The sequence below is a fragment of the Paenarthrobacter sp. TRD_SC_7 genome (assembly GCF_056156245.1).
Genome location: NZ_CM149587.1, coordinates 1002519 through 1019115 on the forward strand (window position 1 = coordinate 1002519; position 16597 = coordinate 1019115).

At 62.7% G+C, this 16597-nt stretch carries 18 protein-coding genes; 10 read left to right on the plus strand and 8 right to left on the minus strand.

The window, feature by feature from the left end:
• Positions 1-11 precede the first annotated feature (11 nt).
• Positions 12-449 carry a hypothetical protein gene (locus AC0J5Z_RS04985; RefSeq protein ID WP_475037852.1) on the plus strand — a complete coding sequence of 146 codons (438 nt, stop codon included), beginning with the start codon at positions 12-14 and terminating at the stop codon, positions 447-449.
• Between the two features lie 13 nt (positions 450-462).
• On the opposite strand, the gene AC0J5Z_RS04990 is transcribed toward AC0J5Z_RS04985, so the two are convergent.
• Together AC0J5Z_RS04990 and AC0J5Z_RS04995 are read right to left on the minus strand one after the other, a co-directional pair.
• Positions 463-1362, minus strand: a complete 900-nt coding sequence (locus tag AC0J5Z_RS04990) for a sigma-70 family RNA polymerase sigma factor (protein ID WP_475037854.1) — start codon at positions 1360-1362, stop codon at positions 463-465.
• Positions 1363-1379: 17 nt separating this feature from the next.
• Entirely contained in the window at positions 1380-1838 is a 459-nt protein-coding gene (locus AC0J5Z_RS04995; RefSeq protein WP_475037856.1) for a carboxymuconolactone decarboxylase family protein, read from the minus strand.
• A gap of 93 nt (positions 1839-1931) precedes the next feature.
• On the opposite strand from AC0J5Z_RS04995, the gene AC0J5Z_RS05000 reads away from it, so the two are divergent.
• Positions 1932-2969 carry a zinc-binding dehydrogenase gene (locus tag AC0J5Z_RS05000; protein ID WP_475037858.1) on the plus strand — a complete coding sequence of 346 codons (1038 nt, stop codon included), beginning with the start codon at positions 1932-1934 and terminating at the stop codon, positions 2967-2969.
• Positions 2970-3040: 71 nt separating this feature from the next.
• Here the strand turns inward: AC0J5Z_RS05000 and AC0J5Z_RS05005 are convergent, their stop codons facing one another.
• The 3 genes from AC0J5Z_RS05005 to AC0J5Z_RS05015 form a co-directional block, all read right to left on the minus strand.
• Positions 3041-4276 (minus strand): pyridoxal phosphate-dependent aminotransferase, encoded by a 1236-nt coding sequence (locus tag AC0J5Z_RS05005; protein ID WP_475037859.1) that lies wholly within the window; start codon positions 4274-4276, stop codon positions 3041-3043.
• 49 nt (positions 4277-4325) lie between these two features.
• Positions 4326-5006, minus strand: coding sequence for a hypothetical protein (locus tag AC0J5Z_RS05010; protein WP_475037860.1), 681 nt, complete (start codon positions 5004-5006; stop codon positions 4326-4328).
• Positions 5007-5112: 106 nt separating this feature from the next.
• On the minus strand, positions 5113-6669 hold the full coding sequence (locus AC0J5Z_RS05015) for an NUDIX hydrolase (protein ID WP_475037861.1): 1557 nt from the start codon (positions 6667-6669) through the stop codon (positions 5113-5115).
• A 121-nt stretch (positions 6670-6790) separates the two neighbouring features.
• On the opposite strand from AC0J5Z_RS05015, the gene AC0J5Z_RS05020 reads away from it, so the two are divergent.
• Positions 6791-7201, plus strand: coding sequence for a hypothetical protein (locus AC0J5Z_RS05020; protein ID WP_475037863.1), 411 nt, complete (start codon positions 6791-6793; stop codon positions 7199-7201).
• Here AC0J5Z_RS05020 and AC0J5Z_RS05025 read toward each other — a convergent pair.
• Positions 7183-9612 carry an HAD-IC family P-type ATPase gene (locus AC0J5Z_RS05025; RefSeq protein WP_475037865.1) on the minus strand — a complete coding sequence of 810 codons (2430 nt, stop codon included), beginning with the start codon at positions 9610-9612 and terminating at the stop codon, positions 7183-7185. The genes AC0J5Z_RS05020 and AC0J5Z_RS05025 overlap by 19 nt on opposite strands.
• A gap of 79 nt (positions 9613-9691) precedes the next feature.
• On the minus strand, positions 9692-9820 hold the full coding sequence (locus tag AC0J5Z_RS05030) for a hypothetical protein (RefSeq protein ID WP_475037867.1): 129 nt from the start codon (positions 9818-9820) through the stop codon (positions 9692-9694).
• Positions 9821-10102: 282 nt separating this feature from the next.
• On the opposite strand from AC0J5Z_RS05030, the gene AC0J5Z_RS05035 reads away from it, so the two are divergent.
• The 4 genes from AC0J5Z_RS05035 (at position 10103) to AC0J5Z_RS05050 (ending at position 12775) form a co-directional block, all read left to right on the plus strand.
• Entirely contained in the window at positions 10103-10393 is a 291-nt protein-coding gene (locus AC0J5Z_RS05035) for a substrate-binding domain-containing protein (protein WP_475037869.1), read from the plus strand.
• Between the two features lie 47 nt (positions 10394-10440).
• Entirely contained in the window at positions 10441-11493 is a 1053-nt protein-coding gene (locus AC0J5Z_RS05040; RefSeq protein WP_475037870.1) for a PDDEXK nuclease domain-containing protein, read from the plus strand.
• 261 nt (positions 11494-11754) lie between these two features.
• Positions 11755-12588: an alpha/beta fold hydrolase gene (locus tag AC0J5Z_RS05045; protein ID WP_475037871.1), complete on the plus strand. Its 834-nt coding sequence runs from the start codon at positions 11755-11757 to the stop codon at positions 12586-12588.
• A 7-nt stretch (positions 12589-12595) separates the two neighbouring features.
• Positions 12596-12775, plus strand: coding sequence for a hypothetical protein (locus tag AC0J5Z_RS05050; RefSeq protein ID WP_475037872.1), 180 nt, complete (start codon positions 12596-12598; stop codon positions 12773-12775).
• A 19-nt stretch (positions 12776-12794) separates the two neighbouring features.
• Here AC0J5Z_RS05050 and AC0J5Z_RS05055 read toward each other — a convergent pair whose 3' ends face one another.
• Positions 12795-13727 carry an NAD-dependent epimerase/dehydratase family protein gene (locus AC0J5Z_RS05055; protein ID WP_475037873.1) on the minus strand — a complete coding sequence of 311 codons (933 nt, stop codon included), beginning with the start codon at positions 13725-13727 and terminating at the stop codon, positions 12795-12797.
• A gap of 144 nt (positions 13728-13871) precedes the next feature.
• Here AC0J5Z_RS05055 and AC0J5Z_RS05060 point away from each other — a divergent pair, with 144 nt between their 5' ends.
• The 3 genes from AC0J5Z_RS05060 to AC0J5Z_RS05070 are packed head-to-tail and all read left to right on the plus strand — an operon-like array spanning position 13872 to position 16325.
• On the plus strand, positions 13872-14603 hold the full coding sequence (locus AC0J5Z_RS05060; protein WP_475037874.1) for a TetR/AcrR family transcriptional regulator: 732 nt from the start codon (positions 13872-13874) through the stop codon (positions 14601-14603).
• 17 nt (positions 14604-14620) lie between these two features.
• Positions 14621-15412 (plus strand): oxygenase MpaB family protein, encoded by a 792-nt coding sequence (locus AC0J5Z_RS05065; protein WP_475037876.1) that lies wholly within the window; start codon positions 14621-14623, stop codon positions 15410-15412.
• On the plus strand, positions 15405-16325 hold the full coding sequence (locus AC0J5Z_RS05070) for a DUF817 domain-containing protein (protein WP_475039558.1): 921 nt from the start codon (positions 15405-15407) through the stop codon (positions 16323-16325). The genes AC0J5Z_RS05065 and AC0J5Z_RS05070 overlap by 8 nt, the downstream gene beginning before the upstream one ends.
• The last annotated feature ends 272 nt before the right edge of the window (positions 16326-16597 follow it).

Below are 16597 nucleotides of genomic sequence, written 5' to 3' on the forward strand. Positions count from 1 at the left end.
GGGACACCGATATGACAACCGTGGCAGGACGGGTCCGGGCATCCAGGCCTGTCCTGCACCCCCGGATCTGTGCGGCCCTCACGGCAGTCTCGTGCCTGGTGCACCTCTGGCTCGCAGCCTCAGGGCACCACCAGTTTTGGCTCGGCATTCTCATGATTGTCTTGGCGGCCGTATGCGTCCCTTGCACAGTTCACATCTGGCGTCACAGCCGCGTCGAGGCTCTCCATCAAGTGACCATCTCGGCTCTTGCCATGGTGGGCCTCCACGCCGTCCTGCTGCTGGGAGCCGGCGGTGCCGGACACGCCCACGGCGGCAGGCCGGCGTCGAACGCTGTTGATACCTCCGGCGCCGCCGGACTTTTGCTGGTGATCGGACTGGAAATCACGACGGCGTTGCTCGCCGCGACGCTGGTGGCGCGCCTCCGCCGTCGTGCAGCTGTGCGGTCCTGACCCTCTTTGCCGGCTAGCCGTCGAGTGTTATCCGGGTCAGCTTGTCCGGGTTGGACAGCTGGCGCAGCTCCCGGATGCTCCCGTCCGGACCTGTATTGATCACGAGGATGTCCGAGCGGCCGTGATGCCGGAGCACCAAGGCCGCTGCGCCATTGACCTCGGTGACCCATGCACGTACCGGCTGCACGGGGTCGAAAACCACCGCTTTGCCCAGGATGCCCGTGAAGAAGCGCGCGATCCTTGCCGCCCCGAACAACGGGTTCATGGCGCTCTTGACCTTGCCGCCGCCGTCGGCCCATAGAACGGCGTCCCGATCGAGCATGGCTACAACCGTGTCAATCTCACCCTCTTCGATGGCGCGGACCAGCTTCTCCAGGGCCGCGCGATCCTTGGCCCGGGGAGCAGGTGCCTCCGGATCGATCTCCAAGCGACGTTCGGCGCGTGAAATCATCTGGCGCACGGCCGCAGGGGTCTTCTCCAGAATGTCCGCGATTTCCGGGGCGGACATCGCGAAAGCGCGATGCAACACGAGCGCGGCCCTGGCCTCAGGAGCTAGCTGCTCGGCCAAGTGCAGCAAGGTCAGGGACAGGAGCTCGCGGTTAGCCACTGTTTCTTCCGGAAGCTTGGACGCATCCACTGGTTCGGGCAGCCAAGGGCCGGTGTACTCCTCTCGCACTGCGGCGAGTTGGCGTACACGGTCAACTGAGCGCCGAACACACACCGTTGTCAGCCACGCGGGCCAGGAGTCCACGTGGTCCGCATCGGCTTTGCGCTCCCGCTGCACAGCATCGATCGCCACCTCAGAAACCACGTCCTCCGCGTGGCCGAAGTCGCCCAACATCCGGTACGCGATCCCCAGGAGACGATTCCGTTCGCTCTGCCACGCCACCGTAGCCGACACCGCAAGAGTCATGCCATCCACGCTACCGTTCAGACCAGCGGATTCTTCTCATCCAAAGGCGGCTCCATCTGAGTGCTGACGGCAATCCGGTTCCAGACGTTGATCGTGGAGATGGCCAGGATCAGGCCGCCCATTTGGCTCTCGTCGAAATGCGTTGCGGCTGCGTTCCATATTTCGTCCGTAACAGTGTCCGGGCCCAGCTGGGTTACCGCGTCCGTCAAGGCTAGAACAGCCTGTTCGCGTGCATCGAAGAACACTTTCGAATGCTGCCACGCCGCCACGGCATGCAGCTTGCGGGCCGGAATCCCACGCTTGCGGCCGTCCGTAGCGTGCATGTCCACGCAGAATCCGCAGCCGTTGAGAATGGAGGCGCGGAGTTTGATGAGTTCATACAGATCGGGGTCAACCGACTTGCGGGCATAGCCTTCGAGTCCGATGACGGCGGCGTAGCCGAGCTTGTTGCTGCGGCCAATGTTGATGCGTGTCATTCTGTCTTCCCTTCAGCGATGGTGCCTTACATCAGGGATGTCGGATACTGCACTGAAAGTGTGACAGTGCCCGCCAATTGTTAGAGTCAGCCCGTGCGCGCAATAGTTTTTGATGAGGTCCGAACCCAGCCCGACGTCAGGGAAGTAGCCAAGCCCCAGGCTCCCGTTGGAGGCGTGGTGGTGAAAGTGCTTGCAACAGGCATGTGCCGCAGCGACTGGCACGCCTGGGCAGGGCACGATGACATCGCCATGCCCCATGTGCCGGGACATGAGCTCGCCGGTGTCATCGACGCCGTCGGGGAAGGCGTCCAGCGCTGGTATGTCGGCGATCGCGTCACCGTCCCTTTCGTCTGCGGGTGCGGCACCTGCGAATGGTGCCTTGCCGGGGACGCGCAGGTCTGCCCGGACCAGCAGCAGCCCGGTTTCACCCACTGGGGATCGTTTGCCGAGTTCGTGGCCTTGCACGCTGCTGACAGTAACCTGGTTGCCATCCCTGAGAGTGTTGAATATACGACGGCGGCAAGCCTCGGCTGCCGCTTCGCCACGGCATACCGTGCGTTGGCGGCCCGTGCGCAGGTGAAGGCCGACGAATGGGTGACCGTGGTTGGCGCGGGCGGCGTGGGGCTGAGCGCCGTGATGATCGCAAAGGCCATGGGCGCAAGGGTCATTGCCGTGGACCGGAACCCTGAGGCACTGGCCGTGGCTGCGCGCTTGGGGGCCGAACATACTGTGCTCGCTGACGGCGCGGACATCCCTGCTGCAGTCAACGTCCTCTCCGGCGGAGGCAGCCATGTGGCGGTAGACGCCGTCGGAAGTGAACAGACCTGCGCCGACGCGATCCATAGCCTTCGCAGGCGCGGCCGGCATGTCCAGATCGGTTTGCTGCCGTCCATCGACGGCAACCCGCAAGTGCCCATGGCGCGTGTGATCGGCTGGGAACTCGACCTCTTGGGCAGTCACGGCATGGCCGCTGTGGACTATCCGGGCATGATGGCCCTCATCGAACAGGGCGCGCTCCAGCCGCAGCTGCTGATTGAACGCACCATTGGCTTGGAAGACGCTGCGGCACTGCTGCCCGGCTTCGACAAGGCCAACCCCGCCGGCATGACCATGGTGGACCCTGCCCTTTAAGAGCTTCCCGCGTGCCCAACCAGGTCGCAGTTGTGCGCGTTTTGGACGCTCAAAACGCGCACAACTGCGACTTAGTTGGGTGCGTCCGCAGGGCGGTTCCGGTAAGCGGCCAGGAAGTGATCGATCCGGCGCACTGCTTCCTCGATGTCCTCCACTGCCGGAAGAATCACAAAGCGGAAGTGGTCCGGAGTGGGCCAGTTAAAGGCAGTGCCGTGCGAGACCAGGATCTTCTGTTCCTGCAGGAGCTGGAGGACGAACTTCTCGTCGCTCTCGATCGGGTAGATCCCGGGATCCAGACGAGGGAAGAGGTACATGGCACCCGCAGCAGGGACACAGCTAACGCCCGGGATCGCCGTCAACAACTTCCACGCCAGGTCTCGCTGCTCGCGCAGCCGGCCGCCGGGCCGGATGAGCGCTTCGATGCTCTGATATCCACCCAGGCAGGTTTGGATGGCGTGCTGTGCAGGAACATTGGCGCACAACCGCAGTGAGGCGAGCAGTTCCAAGGATTCCCGGTAGGCGATGGTTGCGGTCCTAGGTCCGGTGACGGCAACCCAACCTGCCCGGTAACCGGGCATGCGATAAGCCTTGGAGAGGCCGCTGAACGTCAGGACACACACGTCTTCGGCCACGGCGGCGGTATGGATGTGTGGGGCGTCGACGTAGCGGATCTTCTCGTAGATCTCATCGGAGAACAGAACGAGGTCATGCTTCCTGGCGAGCGCAGCGAACTGCTCCAGGATGTGGCGGGGATAGACGGCTCCGGTGGGGTTGTTCGGGTTGATGATCACGATGCCTTTGGTGCGGGAGGTGATCTTTGCTTCGAGGTCGGACATGTCCGGCCACCAGTTTTCCTCCTCATCGCACAAGTAGTGCACGGGGTGTCCGCCGGTGAGCGTCACGGCTGCGGTCCACAGCGGGTAGTCCGGTGCGGGGATAAGGATCTCATCGCCGTTCTCCATAAACGCCTGCAGGGTCATGGAGATGAGCTCGCTGACGCCGTTGCCGATAAAGACGTCCTCGACGCCGATGGTCATCAGTCCACGGGTCTGGTAGTACTGCGAGATGGCGGTGCGGGCAGAGAAAATGCCTTTGGAATCGCTGTAACCCTGCGCGCCGCGAAGGTGATGGATCATGTCCACCACCACGGACTCCGGTGCCTCCAGCCCAAACGGTGCTGTGTCCCCAAGGTTCATCTTGAGGATGCGATGGCCTTCGGCCTCCATGGCCTTGGCTGCTTGGAGGATGGGCCCACGGAGTTCGTAGCGGACATTCTGAAGTTTGCTGGAGTGCTGCATCGGACGCATGGTTGATCTTTTCATGGCACCGGCCCGCCCGAGTAAATGGTTTCAGATATCAGACCCAGCGAATAATGACAGGAAGTCTCTTGGTGCTGGCCGAAACTTCCCGCTCAGTGCCGTCCACCGCAACAGCGAAGTGTTGAAGCTCGTCAGGGGACGCCAGGACCTCAAAGTGCCCGGTGGCGTCACTGACCGCAGCCGTAGCCGATGAATGGGCGTGGATATAGGCGTCGGGGATGCCCTTGTTGTGTACATCCACCAGTCGTCCCCGGATCCTTCGGCCAGCACCCGATTTGCCCGTGACAGGTTGGGCGGGAAGATCTGAAGGTTCCTCGAAGCGGAGGGATACCGGGATGCGAACCAGGAACCCCAGCCCTTGCTGGATGGCCCCCGAGTATTCCTCGGGCCGGAATTCGCCGCTGGACACAACGGAGTACTGGCTGTGGAGTTCCACGGCCAGCAGCAATTGCTCCATGTTGTCCAGCTGTTCCGGACCGTGGCACTCCACGGCCACCCGCAACTCAAGGTCCAGGACCGGCCCTTCGCGCCGGGACCTGCCGACGCGGTTGAGCGTGACCGCCCGAACGGTGACCGGAGCGTCAGGTGGGGGAACGACGGCGGTGGGGGACCCGTCGTCGAACCTGACATGCTGAGGGGCGACGGCGTCGGAAAGTACCCCCAGGAGGTCGGACAGCGACGAACGCACATGGCCCACGGCAGAACCCCAGCCGGACATAGATCCACTAATTCAACTGGAACTAGGCTACTCCCGCTGTTCACCGTAGTCACTGGGATTCAGAGGTAACTCCAATCGATTGAACGCAGGGCCGGCGGGGGTACAACTACCTCTGGAGCGGAATTCTCTCGGACGGATCCGGACCACCACCGGTTGGACCGGAGGACGCCAACCGGTTCAGTTGCTCTGCGGTGACCCTGATGTGGCTTGCGACAGTTGCTATGCCTGCAAGTGCCGCATGCGGCGTCAGTATGGGGCTGTGAAGAAACCACGACAGAAGCCCGTCGATGTCACTGTTCGGAAGGGGAAGGGGAACCGCCAGCATTTCACTGCCTACTTCCCAACGACCCTCCAATGGATCGGCAAAGCGGACGCCTTCGGCGACCTCGTTGGCTGTTTGGGCCACGTTGCTGGTAGACAACAGCACATGGGTTCCGCGTTCCTTGTCCACCGTGAATTTGGCCAGGCCCAGGGCACGGATGTGTTCAGGATCCAAGTGCAGCCCCAACTCCTCCCGGGCTTCGCGGGCCAACGCGCGCCTGGGGTCGGGTATGCCCCGGTGATCGCTGTCAGCGAGGATGCCATCCCTGGGCCGGAGTTCAAGATTGCCGTTCACTGCCGGGCCAAAGAGCTCGGCGTGGGATCCAGCGTGTTTTGACCGCCCTGCAAAGAGCATCTTGTTGTCTGCGGTGATGATCACGGTAGACAGCGTGAGAAGTTTCGCATTCTCTCCGGCTGCGACCCGGGACTGCATGCCAGCGGCCTCCCCGGGTTTTCTGAAGGTCGCCGGATAGTGATCGGTCAGAACTGCCGCATAGGTGGTTTCTGCCATGGCGAGGTGCAACCTCATGCGACCGTTCCCGTTGTCCCGCTCGGCGCGCCAATCGATGAGCCGTGGGAGGACGCTGTCAAAGGTACGCAGGTTCTGGAACTTGTCCCGAAGGATTCCGGATTCGGCGGCAGTGGTTGGCAGCAGTTCCGTTTCCAGGTCCTCGGCTTCGATGGCCACGGGGCTTACTCGGGCATCCAGCTCGTGGAAGTCAGGCGCCAACCTGTGGCGCCTGTAGCTGACGAAAAGGTCGTAGGCGAGTGTGCCCGATTCGAAATCGGGAAGTTGCCAAAGGTCAAACGTCCGTTCATCGGGAAGCTTCAGGTGCACAGCCCAGCACCGGCAGGAGACTTCCGCGCCTCCACCGGACGCAGCAGATGCCAGCGCCGCGGACGTGTCAATGGCGGTCTGTGCTTCATTGGTAATGAGGGGAGCCGAGGCGGTGCCCAGGAATGAACCCTTCCGCAGTTCCGCTGCGTACAGGGAGTAGGCCTTGGAGAGTCCAGCCAACGCCACTGTGGATGCGGAGAAAGTCAGCGGCATCGGATTCCCGATTCCGCAGGTCATTGCAGCTGAAACAGGATTGCCGCGGTAAACCGTGGCAAGCCAGTTCAATTCGTCGGCAGCGGAGGCAGGCCCATTTTCAGCGATGCTTTTCACCCTGAGCTTGCTGTCGCGAGGAGTGATTCCGAGGCTCTGCATGGTGCGGATTCTGGCCCTCTTCATCAGGCGTTCCGGTTTCGCGCGCCATGCGGCGCCCAACGCCCAGACGGCAATGATGCCTGGAATGAACGAGAACCAGTCCGACAACGGCATTTCCAGCAGCTTGTCCAAGACGTCCCCCAGGGGTATCGGTTCATTGTGGGCGGCATTGCTGCCAATGAACCATCCTATTCATCTCCATGCCGCCCACCGCTGTACTTGCCGGGTGGGCTGGCTCGTCTATGCTCAGTTCATGACGACGGGGGAGAGCCTTAAACGGCCCGGAGTGGTGACGTTCTCGGTGGTGCTGATGTACATCGGTGGCATCGCCCAGATCATTCTTGGGATCCTGACGATTTTCCTGCGCTACACCCCGGAGGCCCAGTCCGGCGGCATTGCCCTGCCCATCACTTTGCTCGGTGCAGGCATGATCCTGTTCGGCTTGTTGGTGATCGGACTGGCCTCCGGGGTAGCTCGGGGGAGTGAAGCTGCCCGTCGTGGTGCTACAGCGGTGATGCTGCTCGGTTTGGCCTTTGCCGTGCTGGACCTCATCATTGCCGCTGACGGTGATTGGTCGGCTGTGATTTCCCAGTCCATCGCCACGGTTGCCGTGGTGGTGCCGCTGTGGGTGGGACGTGGGCGCCGCTATTTTGAAACCCGGTGATGCAGCGCCTCCTGGGCGTCCCGGTACGCCACCCGGCGGTGCACGAAGCGGACGATCTCGATCAGCGCGATGCACGCCACGGACGTTACCAAGACCAGCAGCGCCGTGGGGAGCGTCGGATCGGTGAACTGTAGGAAGTCGCGGGCGATCGGCACGGAGTACACCAGTACGAGCCCAATCATCATCGCCCCGATGACCAAGCCCTTGAAACGGGTGACCGGGCGTGAGAGCACCACGAGGATCCAGATGCCAATGATCGTCAGGATGAGGGTGGACCCGGTCCGGATCTCGGCTTCCGGAATCTGCAGGTTCGCGGCAAGACGGGCGTAGGAGGCAAGCCCCAACGTCACGGATACGCCTGCTGGCACGGCGAACGTGAGCGACCGCCGCAGGAAACCCGGGATGTAGCGCTGGGCGTTGGGAAGCAGGGCCAGGAAGAACGCGGGAATGCCGATAGTCAGGCCATCGGTAACCGAGAGTTGCCGTGGAAGGAACGGGAAAGGCAGCAGGAGGATGCCGAACGCGATGGCAAGGAAGGTGGCGTAGGCGGTCTTCGTGAGGAACAGCATGGAGACGCGCTCGATGTTGGCAATGACCTGGCGGCCTTCGGCAACCACGCTGGGCAGGTGGGAGAACTTGCCGTCCAGGAGCACCAGGCGGGCAACTGCTTTCGTAGCGGCCGCGCCCGAATTCATTGCCACGCCGATGTCGGCTTCCTTGATGGCCAAGGCATCGTTAACGCCGTCGCCGGTCATGGCGACTGTGCGGCCGGCAGCCTTTAGTGCCACGACGATCCGCTTCTTCTGGTCAGGAGTCACACGGCCGAAGACCACGTTGTTGTTGATGACTTCCAAGAGTTCGTGGTCTTCATTCGGCAACTCGCGGGCATCGAAGCCGTGGGGTGCATCCAGGCCAACTTCCCGAGCGATTGCGGCGACCGTTTGTGGGTTATCACCGGAAATGATCCGGACATCCACGTCCTGTGCTGCGAAGTAGGTGAGCGTCTCCGCGGCGTCAGGACGGATGTTCTCGCGGAACGTCAGGAGCACCACGGGGACAGCATCTCCCGGAACAGTCTCGTCGTCAGTGGGTGTGCCGTGGGCAAGGACCAGCGTGCGCCGGCCGGTGGCTGCCAGCTCGACGGCTTGGGTGGCGAGTTGCTGGAGCAACGGATCGCCGGAGTCGCGAGCGGGGAACACCATTTCAGGCCCGCCGAGAATCCACATCCCGTCGTCGAAAATCACCGCGCTCCACTTGCGGGCGGACGAGAAGGGCACGCGATCAAGAGGGAGGCCGGGCGTCTCATTGAAGTGTCCGGCGAGGCTGCGGGCCGTTGCGTTGGCATCTTTCTGCACGCCGTACCAGGAAAGAACGGACTCCCAACCGGGACGGGCGGTCAGCGGATGCGCGGCGTCGAATACGATGTCGCCTTGGGTGAGGGTGCCGGTCTTGTCGAGGCAGATGATGTCCACACGGGCCAGCCCCTCCACGGCAGGTAGCTCCTGCACCAGGACCTGTTGCCGGGCGAGCTTCACCGCTCCTACGGCGAAGGTAATGCTGGTCATCAGCACCAGCCCCAGGGGGACCATGGCGACGACGGCGGCGATGGTCGCCGTCGCTGCGTCCCGCCACGCTCCACTCGCCGAGGCTTCGGCCCAACCGCCCTGGGCAAGCATCTGGGCATTGAGAACCAACAACGCCACGGGACCCACGAACCAGGTCACCCATTTGAGGACGCGGTCAATCGAGGAGCGGAGTTCTGACGCCACCAGCGAGAATCGTTTGGCTTCCGCAGCGAGTGAGTTGGCAAAGGAATCGGCCCCCACCCGATCCACCACCGCTGAGCCTTCGCCGGCAACCACCACGGAGCCGGACAACACGCGGTCGCCATCTTCCTTTTCAACGGCATCGGATTCGCCGGTCAGCATGGATTCATCCACTTGGAGTCCGCGGGAGCCGGTCACCACCCCGTCAGCGGGCACCTGATCGCCGGCCCTCAGGACAAGGGTGTCGTCCAGCACCACGTCATCCAAGGCGATTTCTGCTTCTGAACCTTCGCGCATCACCCGGGCGTGCGGGGCGTTCAGGAGCGCCAGACGGTCCAACGCCCGCTTTGCCCGGTACTCCTGGACGCTGCCGATCACCGCGTTGGCGACGGCACTGAAGCCAAACAACGCGTCCTGCCAGCGGCCGATAGCGAACAGAACAATGAAGCAGGCCAGGATGATGCCGTTGAACAGGGTGAGCACATTGGCGCGGACGATGCTCCACACGCTGCGGCTGGTGTCCTGCACAAAGGCGTTTGTTTGCCCCGCGGCCACCCTCTCAGCAACCTCGGCAGTGCTCAATCCCTGCGCCGAAGACCCTACGAGCCTGACGGCTGTCCCGGATAGATCCTTCTCGTTTGGCACTCATGCCCCCGTTGTTGAGCCGGTGGAGCGATGGGATTGAGTATGCCAGCAGCGGCGCGTTATGTCGCCGTCGTCGGTTTTATGCCGTGAAGGCGAGGTCCTGCGCGTGAAGCCTGTGGAGGAGTGATTCGCCGCGGGAAAGACGGTGGGCTTCCTCGATGGTGCTCACGGCCATGCGCTCCAGTTCCAGGCCCAGCGAACCTGCCAAGTGTGGTGTGAGCAGCTGACTGGCAGGAGTTGCTGGTCCTGGAGCCTAACCAACGGGAGCATGAAGTTGTTCCAAACACCTACAAACTGGAAAAGCGCGATGGTGATGTAGCCGGCCCGGTGCCGTCCATGCGGGCGACTTCGAGTGTTTCGGCCGGGACGTAGCTCGCGGCGTAGACCCGCGCCAGGTCCATCTCGAAACTGATGCGTCCATCTTGGAATACGTTCGTTCAGTGGTGGGCGCCGGCAATAACCGAAAGGAGTTCGCGAAGTTCCTCAAAAATTGCCGGCGCAAGGCATCACCCTGATCAACCTCGCCGAGGAGTCCGGCGTCGACGTCCCGGAGGACCTGGCCATCGCCGCCTACGACGACGAGGTGGCGGATCTTACTCCTGTACCCCTGACCTCCATCACGCCGCCGAAGCGGGACGTAGGCCATGCCGCCGTCGCCATGTGCATGGAACGGCTTGCCGGGAAAACTGGCTCCGCCGCGTCGCCCGCACTCCGCCGCGTGAGCCTGGCGCCCCAGCTGATCATCCGGGAGTCCACGGTGATAGGGGAGGACGAGGAGTAGGGGGTTTGCTCTGTGAGATGTCAGTGGCAGTCAATAGGTTTGTGTGCATGACTGATGCGCGTGCCCTGGCCTTACCCGCAGATTACAAAGATCTCTTGGACGCGCTCAAGGAACGGGTGCGCCACGCGCGTCAGACCGCCCTTAGAACCGTCAACACACAGTTGATCGAGTTGTATTGGTCGATCGGTAAGACAGTGCTGGAGCGCCAGCAGGTGGAGCAATGGGGGAGCGGGGTCATGGGACGCCTGGCCGAGGACCTCCGTGCAGAGTTCCCGGAGATGAAGGGCCTCTCTCGACGGAACCTCTTCTACATGCGGGCCTTTGCCTCCGCATGGCCGGACCCAATTGTGCAACAAGCCGTTGCACAATTGCCGTGGGGTCATGTGACCGTTCTTTTGGACAAGGCAAACACTCGAGAGCATAGAGATTGGTACGCTGGCGCCGCAGTTGAGTACGGATGGTCCCGCAACGTATTGCTGAACATGATCATGAACCAGACCCTGGAAAGGACCGGCGCGGCGCCGTCCAACTTTGTCCAACGGCTTGTTGGACAGGATTCCGAGCTGGCTCAGCAGGTCGCCAAGGACCCCTACAATTTCGAATTTCTTGGCTTGTCGGGGGAAGTTGCCGAACGGGACCTGGAACTGGCCCTGACCAACCGAATCGCCGAAACCCTGAGGGAACTCGGGCCGGGATTCTCGTTCGTTGGCCGGCAGGTCCACTTCGATGTGGATGGTGACGACTACTACATCGACATGCTGTTCTTCCATATGGACCAGAACCGGTATGTGGTTATCGAGCTAAAGACGGGAAAGTTCCAGCCCGAGTATGCCGGCAAACTGAACTTCTACGTCGCCCTTGTCGATGACATGCTTCGCCGTGAACATCACAATGAAACGATTGGCATCCTGATCTGCGGCACCAAGAACGACCGCAGCGTCAGGTACAGCCTCGGGCGGTCAACCTCACCCATGGCAGTCGCCGCCTATACGTACGACAAGCTCCCCGCCTCCGAACAGCAAGCCCTGCCCAACGAAAGCCACCTTGTCGCTGCCCTCGAATGGGCAGAGCCTGACGAGGGACAGGCCGAGCCCACTTAGGCGGTACGGCAACAGTTTCGGTCACTCCCGCCACGGCGTGATCCGCGGCCACCATCCCGGGACGTTGCGCCGGTAGTTGAGGTATTGCTCGCCGTAGGTCTCGGCGAGGGTCGGTTCCATGCACGCAGGGGCGAAGTTGCCTTGGCCATGGGCGCCAGATTAGCCCCATTGAGCCCACCACGCGACCCTCCCGCGAGCTCCGCCGCCGGGCTAGGATGACGCGCAACGAAGAGCGAACACAGGATCGCGGAGGACAACCGTATGGAGCAGCAGAGGCCAGCACCCGAAACCGGTTATGCATCCGTCAACGGACTTCAGATGTACTACGAACTGCACGGTTCCGGTGGCACGCCGTTGCTGCTCTTGCACGGCGGGCTGTTCGACATCGAGCAGCAGTTCGGTGCACTCATACCAGGTCTCTCGGACGAACGGAGGATTATCGCCACGGACTTCCAGGGTCACGGCAGAACCAACGACATTGACCGTCCACTGAACACCGCTGATTTGGCCTCGGACGTCCTTGGCCTTCTGGAAGATCTGAACGTCGGCGAGGTTGATGTCTTCGGCTTCAGCGTCGGCGGGGCCGTGGCACTGCACCTTGCGGTAAAGCACCCCGAACTCATCCGTAAGCTCATCGTCTCTTCGGTCTCCTTCAACCCCGACGGCGATCGGGGAGGAAACGCGGAGGCTGTAACAGAATTGACCGTTGACATGATCGCCGGTACTCCTATGGAACAGCGGTATCTGGAGGTCTCTCCGCACCCGGACCGCGAGCATCTGCAAGGACTCTTGACCAAGCTCGGCGGCTACGATGCCGGCTCACAGGGGTGGACGGACGACGAGATCCGCGGCATCGAGGCACCGACCTTGATCACTGTGGGCGACTGCGACATGGTGAAGCTTGAGCACGCAGTTCGGTTCCTGCAGTTGTGCGGGGGAGACGTGAACGGCGATTTCGAGGGCGTGCCAGCCTCCCAACTTGCTGTGTTCCCCGGTACGACGCACTTCTTCGGACTGGCGAGGACAAGCCTGGTCTTGGATGTGGTGACTACATTCCTGGACGCGCCACCGCCAACAGGGTGGCAGGACCAATAGATGGCTGGTGACCGACTACGAGGTTGGCGACGTCGTAGTCCACTCAGCACATATTGTTCATGCCGCTTTGGACAACAGAGACCACCTTGGCACCATGCGCCTATCCACCGATATCCGCGATCAGCGTCTCAGCGAACCGATCGATTGGCGCTGGCAGGAGCACTGGAACTACAACGACGGCCTCTGATTGCCGCTACCCGGCGCGCTCACTGAGGTTGCCGGGCAGCGCCCCGCCACCACGCAACCGTGGCCGCTGCTGCTTCCGGCAGGGGAGTGGGTTCAAGCCCCAGCAGCCGCTGGCTTTCGGAGGAGTCCATCACAAAGGGGCGCTCGAACTGGTACAGCATCTCAGCCAGCTCGCGCATGTCAGTCGAGAAGATGCCGGCTACCCGCAGTACCCAACCGGGCACGGCGCTCACCTTCGGTGAAGCAACGCCGGCAGCCTCCGCATGGATTGCGGCTATTTCCGCTTGCGTCACGGCCGGGCCGGTGGGGGCGTGCAGCACACTGTTCCGTAGTTCGGGCATCCGCGCCGCAGCAATCATGGCCGCGGCCAGATCCGGGACGTAAGTAAAGGAGTGCGGCTGGTGTGTACTCCCGATGACCTGCAGCCGCTTGCCTGCCAACAGCGGAGCCACCATGCGCTCGCCTGCATGCGCCATCTTGACGCGCGGCCCAAAGAAGTCGCCGGCCACAACGCTCACGGTGTCTGCCGCGTGCGCTTGTCGCGCCTTCAACAACTGCGTCCGGACCCCACGCTTGCCGCCTGACGCCTCGCGCGGACTCGATTCCGTCATAACCCCTTCCGGCTCGCTGTACGAGTACAGGCTTTCCGGAAATACGACGACGGCGCCCGCGGCTGCCGCTGCATCCATCACCACATGCTCGGCCCGGGGGAGTTCGGCGGCCCACGCTGATGCCCGATATGCGGAGCCGTGGATGCAGTGGAAAACTGCGGTAGCTCCGGTGAGTGCGTGGGTGACCTGTGCGGGATCGGAGGCGTCCACCCTCCTCCGCTCCACCAAGGGATGCTCCGGGCCGCTGCCGGAGCGAGTGAGGATGCGAACCTCGTGCCCTTGCTCCGCGAGCTGTTCGGCGATCGTGTAACCAACCGGTCCTGCTCCTGTGACGACGTACATGGTGGGCCTTCCTCTGGGTCTGGAGGTCTTATGTGAATACGAGAGCACTGCTCTCTTATTTCAGGATGACTTGGTGTTCGTTGAAAGTCAAGAGCACTGCTCTCATTTGTTGACAGCGCTCTCTCTTATGGCAGGCTTGGGGGTATGACGACCGCTGAATCGCCGAAGGCCAAGCCCCCGACTCCCCGTGAGCGAGCCCGTACGCAGACCATCGCGGACATCGTTCGACTGGGCCGCGAGCACTTGGCTGTCCATGGCGCGGCAGCCCTTTCCCTGCGCGCCGTGGCAAGGGACTTGGGTGTGGTTTCCTCGGCGGTCTACCGGTATGTGGAAAATCGCGACGAACTCCTCACGCTCCTGCTGATCGACGGCTACAACGAGCTGGGCGACGAAGTCGACGCAGCAGTGGACGCCCTGCCGGAGAATGACTTCGCCTCACGGTTCAAAGCGCTCGCAAAGGCAGTCCGGGCGTGGGCCATCCGCGAACCCGCAAGCTACGCGCTGCTCTTCGGCAGCCCCGTGCCCGGGTATCAGGCCCCGGGCGAGCGCACAACCGTCCCAGGAACCCGGGTCATCTACCGTCTGGTGAGCATCTTCGATGCCGCCTACCGCGCAGGTGCCCTGGACGCCGAGGCGACTCCCGGCGTCGTGATTCCGCCCGTCTTGGCAAAGGACCTGGCGAGCATCCGAACCGAACTGAATCTCGCTGTGCCGGAGACCTCAGTGGCGCGGGGCGTACTGGTGTGGACGTCCATATTCGGAGCGGTCAGTTTTGAGGTGTTTGGGCAGTATGGCCCAGAGACTTTCAAAGCCCGGGAGGAGCTGTTCGAGCATCAGCTGAGCGTCCTTCAGGGTGTCATGGGGCTCCAAGGCTAGGGCGCTACAGTATTCAGATGGCTCGAGGACTTGCAGACATTGGTGCGGAGGGCGTCCTTCTCGCCGGTGCGGGCCGCGCGATCCTCCTTCAGATTGCCGACCCCCGGGTTGGCCACGGAGTCGCGGACCACAGCGACTTTGCCCACCGGCCGCAGGACAGGCTCCGGGCCACGCTGACCTATGTTTACGCCGTGGTTTACGGCACCGAAGAACAGGTCGCTGCGGTGCGCCGCGCCGTCAATCGTGCCCACGCGCCGGTTCGCCGGAACGCCGACGAGGCTTCAGCCGGTTACAACGCCTTCGACGCTGATTCCCAGCTTTGGGTTGTCGCCACCCTTTACGACACGGCAGTCACCGTCTACCAGCAGGTTCACGGACCGCTCGACGACGAAACCGCCGACCGCATGTACGCCGACTATGCGCGGATCGGTACGGCCCTGCAGCTTCCGCCGGACAAGTGGCCCGCTGATCGTGCCGCCTTTGCCACGTATTGGGACGCGCATGTGGCAGCGTTGCAGCCCGACGACAAGGCCCGCAAAATCGCCCGGGACCTGCTCTACCCGGCCGCGGGACCGGCCATGATGCGCTTGGCCATGCCGCTGGCGCGCTTCCTCACGGCGGGCTTGTTGCCTGAGCGCGTTCGTGAGGGTTTTGGATTCAACTGGGGTCCCGGCCATGCACGGCGCTTCGAGCGCACCATGCGCTTGGTGGGACGCGTCTACCCGCGACTGCCGCAGCGGATCCGCCACTGGCCGAGGGATTATTACTTGGGCCAACTCAAGCCAAGTGAGACGCACCATAATGCGTAACTTCACCTCGGTTGAGCAGTCCATTGATGACGCCGCCCACCGATATTTAGACCGCCCCCGCGTCGGCCGCATGCGCGGGCGGCTCACGGAGTTCGTAGTCTTTGGGCTGAAGCAGGCATGGGCTTGTGTGTTCGGGGCTGCGTTGCTCGCAGTGATCATCGCGGCCCGTCTTTGGTATCCGGATAACGCCGGCCTCGCCCGGAACGACTTCCTGACCATCGCGGCCGTCGTTATTCAAGTGCTGATGATCAGCTTCAAGCTGGAGACGCTCCGCGAGCTGCGGGTGATCCTGCTGTTCCATGTGGTGGGGACGGCGATGGAGTTGTTCAAGACGGACGTCGGTTCCTGGGCCTATGAGGCGGAAGGCGTCCTGCGGATCGGGGCCGTGCCGTTGTTCAGCGGCTTCATGTACGCCGCTGTGGGTTCCTATATGGTCCGCGTTTTCCGGCTGTTCGACCTCCGCTTCGATCGATACCCCCGGCGCTGGATCACGGCCGTCGTTGCTGGCGCGATCTACGTCAACTTCTTCGCACACCACTACATCTTCGACGCGCGCTGGGTGCTGCTCGCCGCCGTCGTAATTGTCTACGGACGGTGCGTCATGCACTTCAGGGTGTTCCGGCGTCGCTTCCGCATGCCAATCCTGGTGTCGTTCCTGCTGGTGGCGCTGTTCATCTGGTTCGCCGAGAACATCGGTACGTGGTCGCGTGCTTGGCTGTACCCGAATCAGCTGGAGGGCTGGCAGGCGGTCTCCATCGACAAGCTTTTGGCGTGGTTCCTGCTGATGATCATCTCGGTGGTGCTGGTGGCCTGGGTGTACAAGCCGGAGCCGCTGGAGGCCACCCAAACCCCTGACGCCACTCAAATTCGCCCGGGCCACCCGGATATGGGAGTCGCTGCCCGGTCTGAGTGACGCCAATCCCTTTGCGCGTCATTGGGCTTCGCCGCGTAGCGACCGGATCCTGGGTTGTGGTGATCACTTCCACCAGCGGCCCCGTCGGCGAAAAAGCGCCGCCATGCACCACTCCACCCTCGCTGCCGTCCAGTTGCCAGGATCCCAGCATGTGGGGGACGTCCCAGTCCTCAATGGAGAACAGCGGGAACAGGTGCGCACTGTCCCGGACCTCCTGATCCATCCGGTCATTCATCGCCCAGAACTCGTCCGGCGGCAGGTATCCAGTGAAC

Bases quoted from the DNA above. Each gene is read 5' to 3' on its own strand.
- AC0J5Z_RS05065 (WP_475037876.1), top strand. From the start codon at position 14,621: ATGGCTCGAGGACTTGCAGACATTGGTGCGGAGGGCGTCCTTCTCGCC.
- AC0J5Z_RS04990 (WP_475037854.1), bottom strand. From the start codon at position 1,362: ATGACTCTTGCGGTGTCGGCTACGGTGGCGTGGCAGAGCGAACGGAAT.
- AC0J5Z_RS05005 (WP_475037859.1), bottom strand. From the start codon at position 4,276: ATGCGTCCGATGCAGCACTCCAGCAAACTTCAGAATGTCCGCTACGAA.
- AC0J5Z_RS04995 (WP_475037856.1), bottom strand. From the start codon at position 1,838: ATGACACGCATCAACATTGGCCGCAGCAACAAGCTCGGCTACGCCGCC.
- AC0J5Z_RS05020 (WP_475037863.1), top strand. From the start codon at position 6,791: ATGACGACGGGGGAGAGCCTTAAACGGCCCGGAGTGGTGACGTTCTCG.
- AC0J5Z_RS05060 (WP_475037874.1), top strand. From the start codon at position 13,872: ATGACGACCGCTGAATCGCCGAAGGCCAAGCCCCCGACTCCCCGTGAG.
- AC0J5Z_RS04985 (WP_475037852.1), top strand. From the start codon at position 12: ATGACAACCGTGGCAGGACGGGTCCGGGCATCCAGGCCTGTCCTGCAC.
- AC0J5Z_RS05045 (WP_475037871.1), top strand. From the start codon at position 11,755: ATGGAGCAGCAGAGGCCAGCACCCGAAACCGGTTATGCATCCGTCAAC.
- AC0J5Z_RS05070 (WP_475039558.1), top strand. From the start codon at position 15,405: ATGCGTAACTTCACCTCGGTTGAGCAGTCCATTGATGACGCCGCCCAC.
- AC0J5Z_RS05010 (WP_475037860.1), bottom strand. From the start codon at position 5,006: ATGTCCGGCTGGGGTTCTGCCGTGGGCCATGTGCGTTCGTCGCTGTCC.
- AC0J5Z_RS05055 (WP_475037873.1), bottom strand. From the start codon at position 13,727: ATGTACGTCGTCACAGGAGCAGGACCGGTTGGTTACACGATCGCCGAA.
- AC0J5Z_RS05040 (WP_475037870.1), top strand. From the start codon at position 10,441: ATGACTGATGCGCGTGCCCTGGCCTTACCCGCAGATTACAAAGATCTC.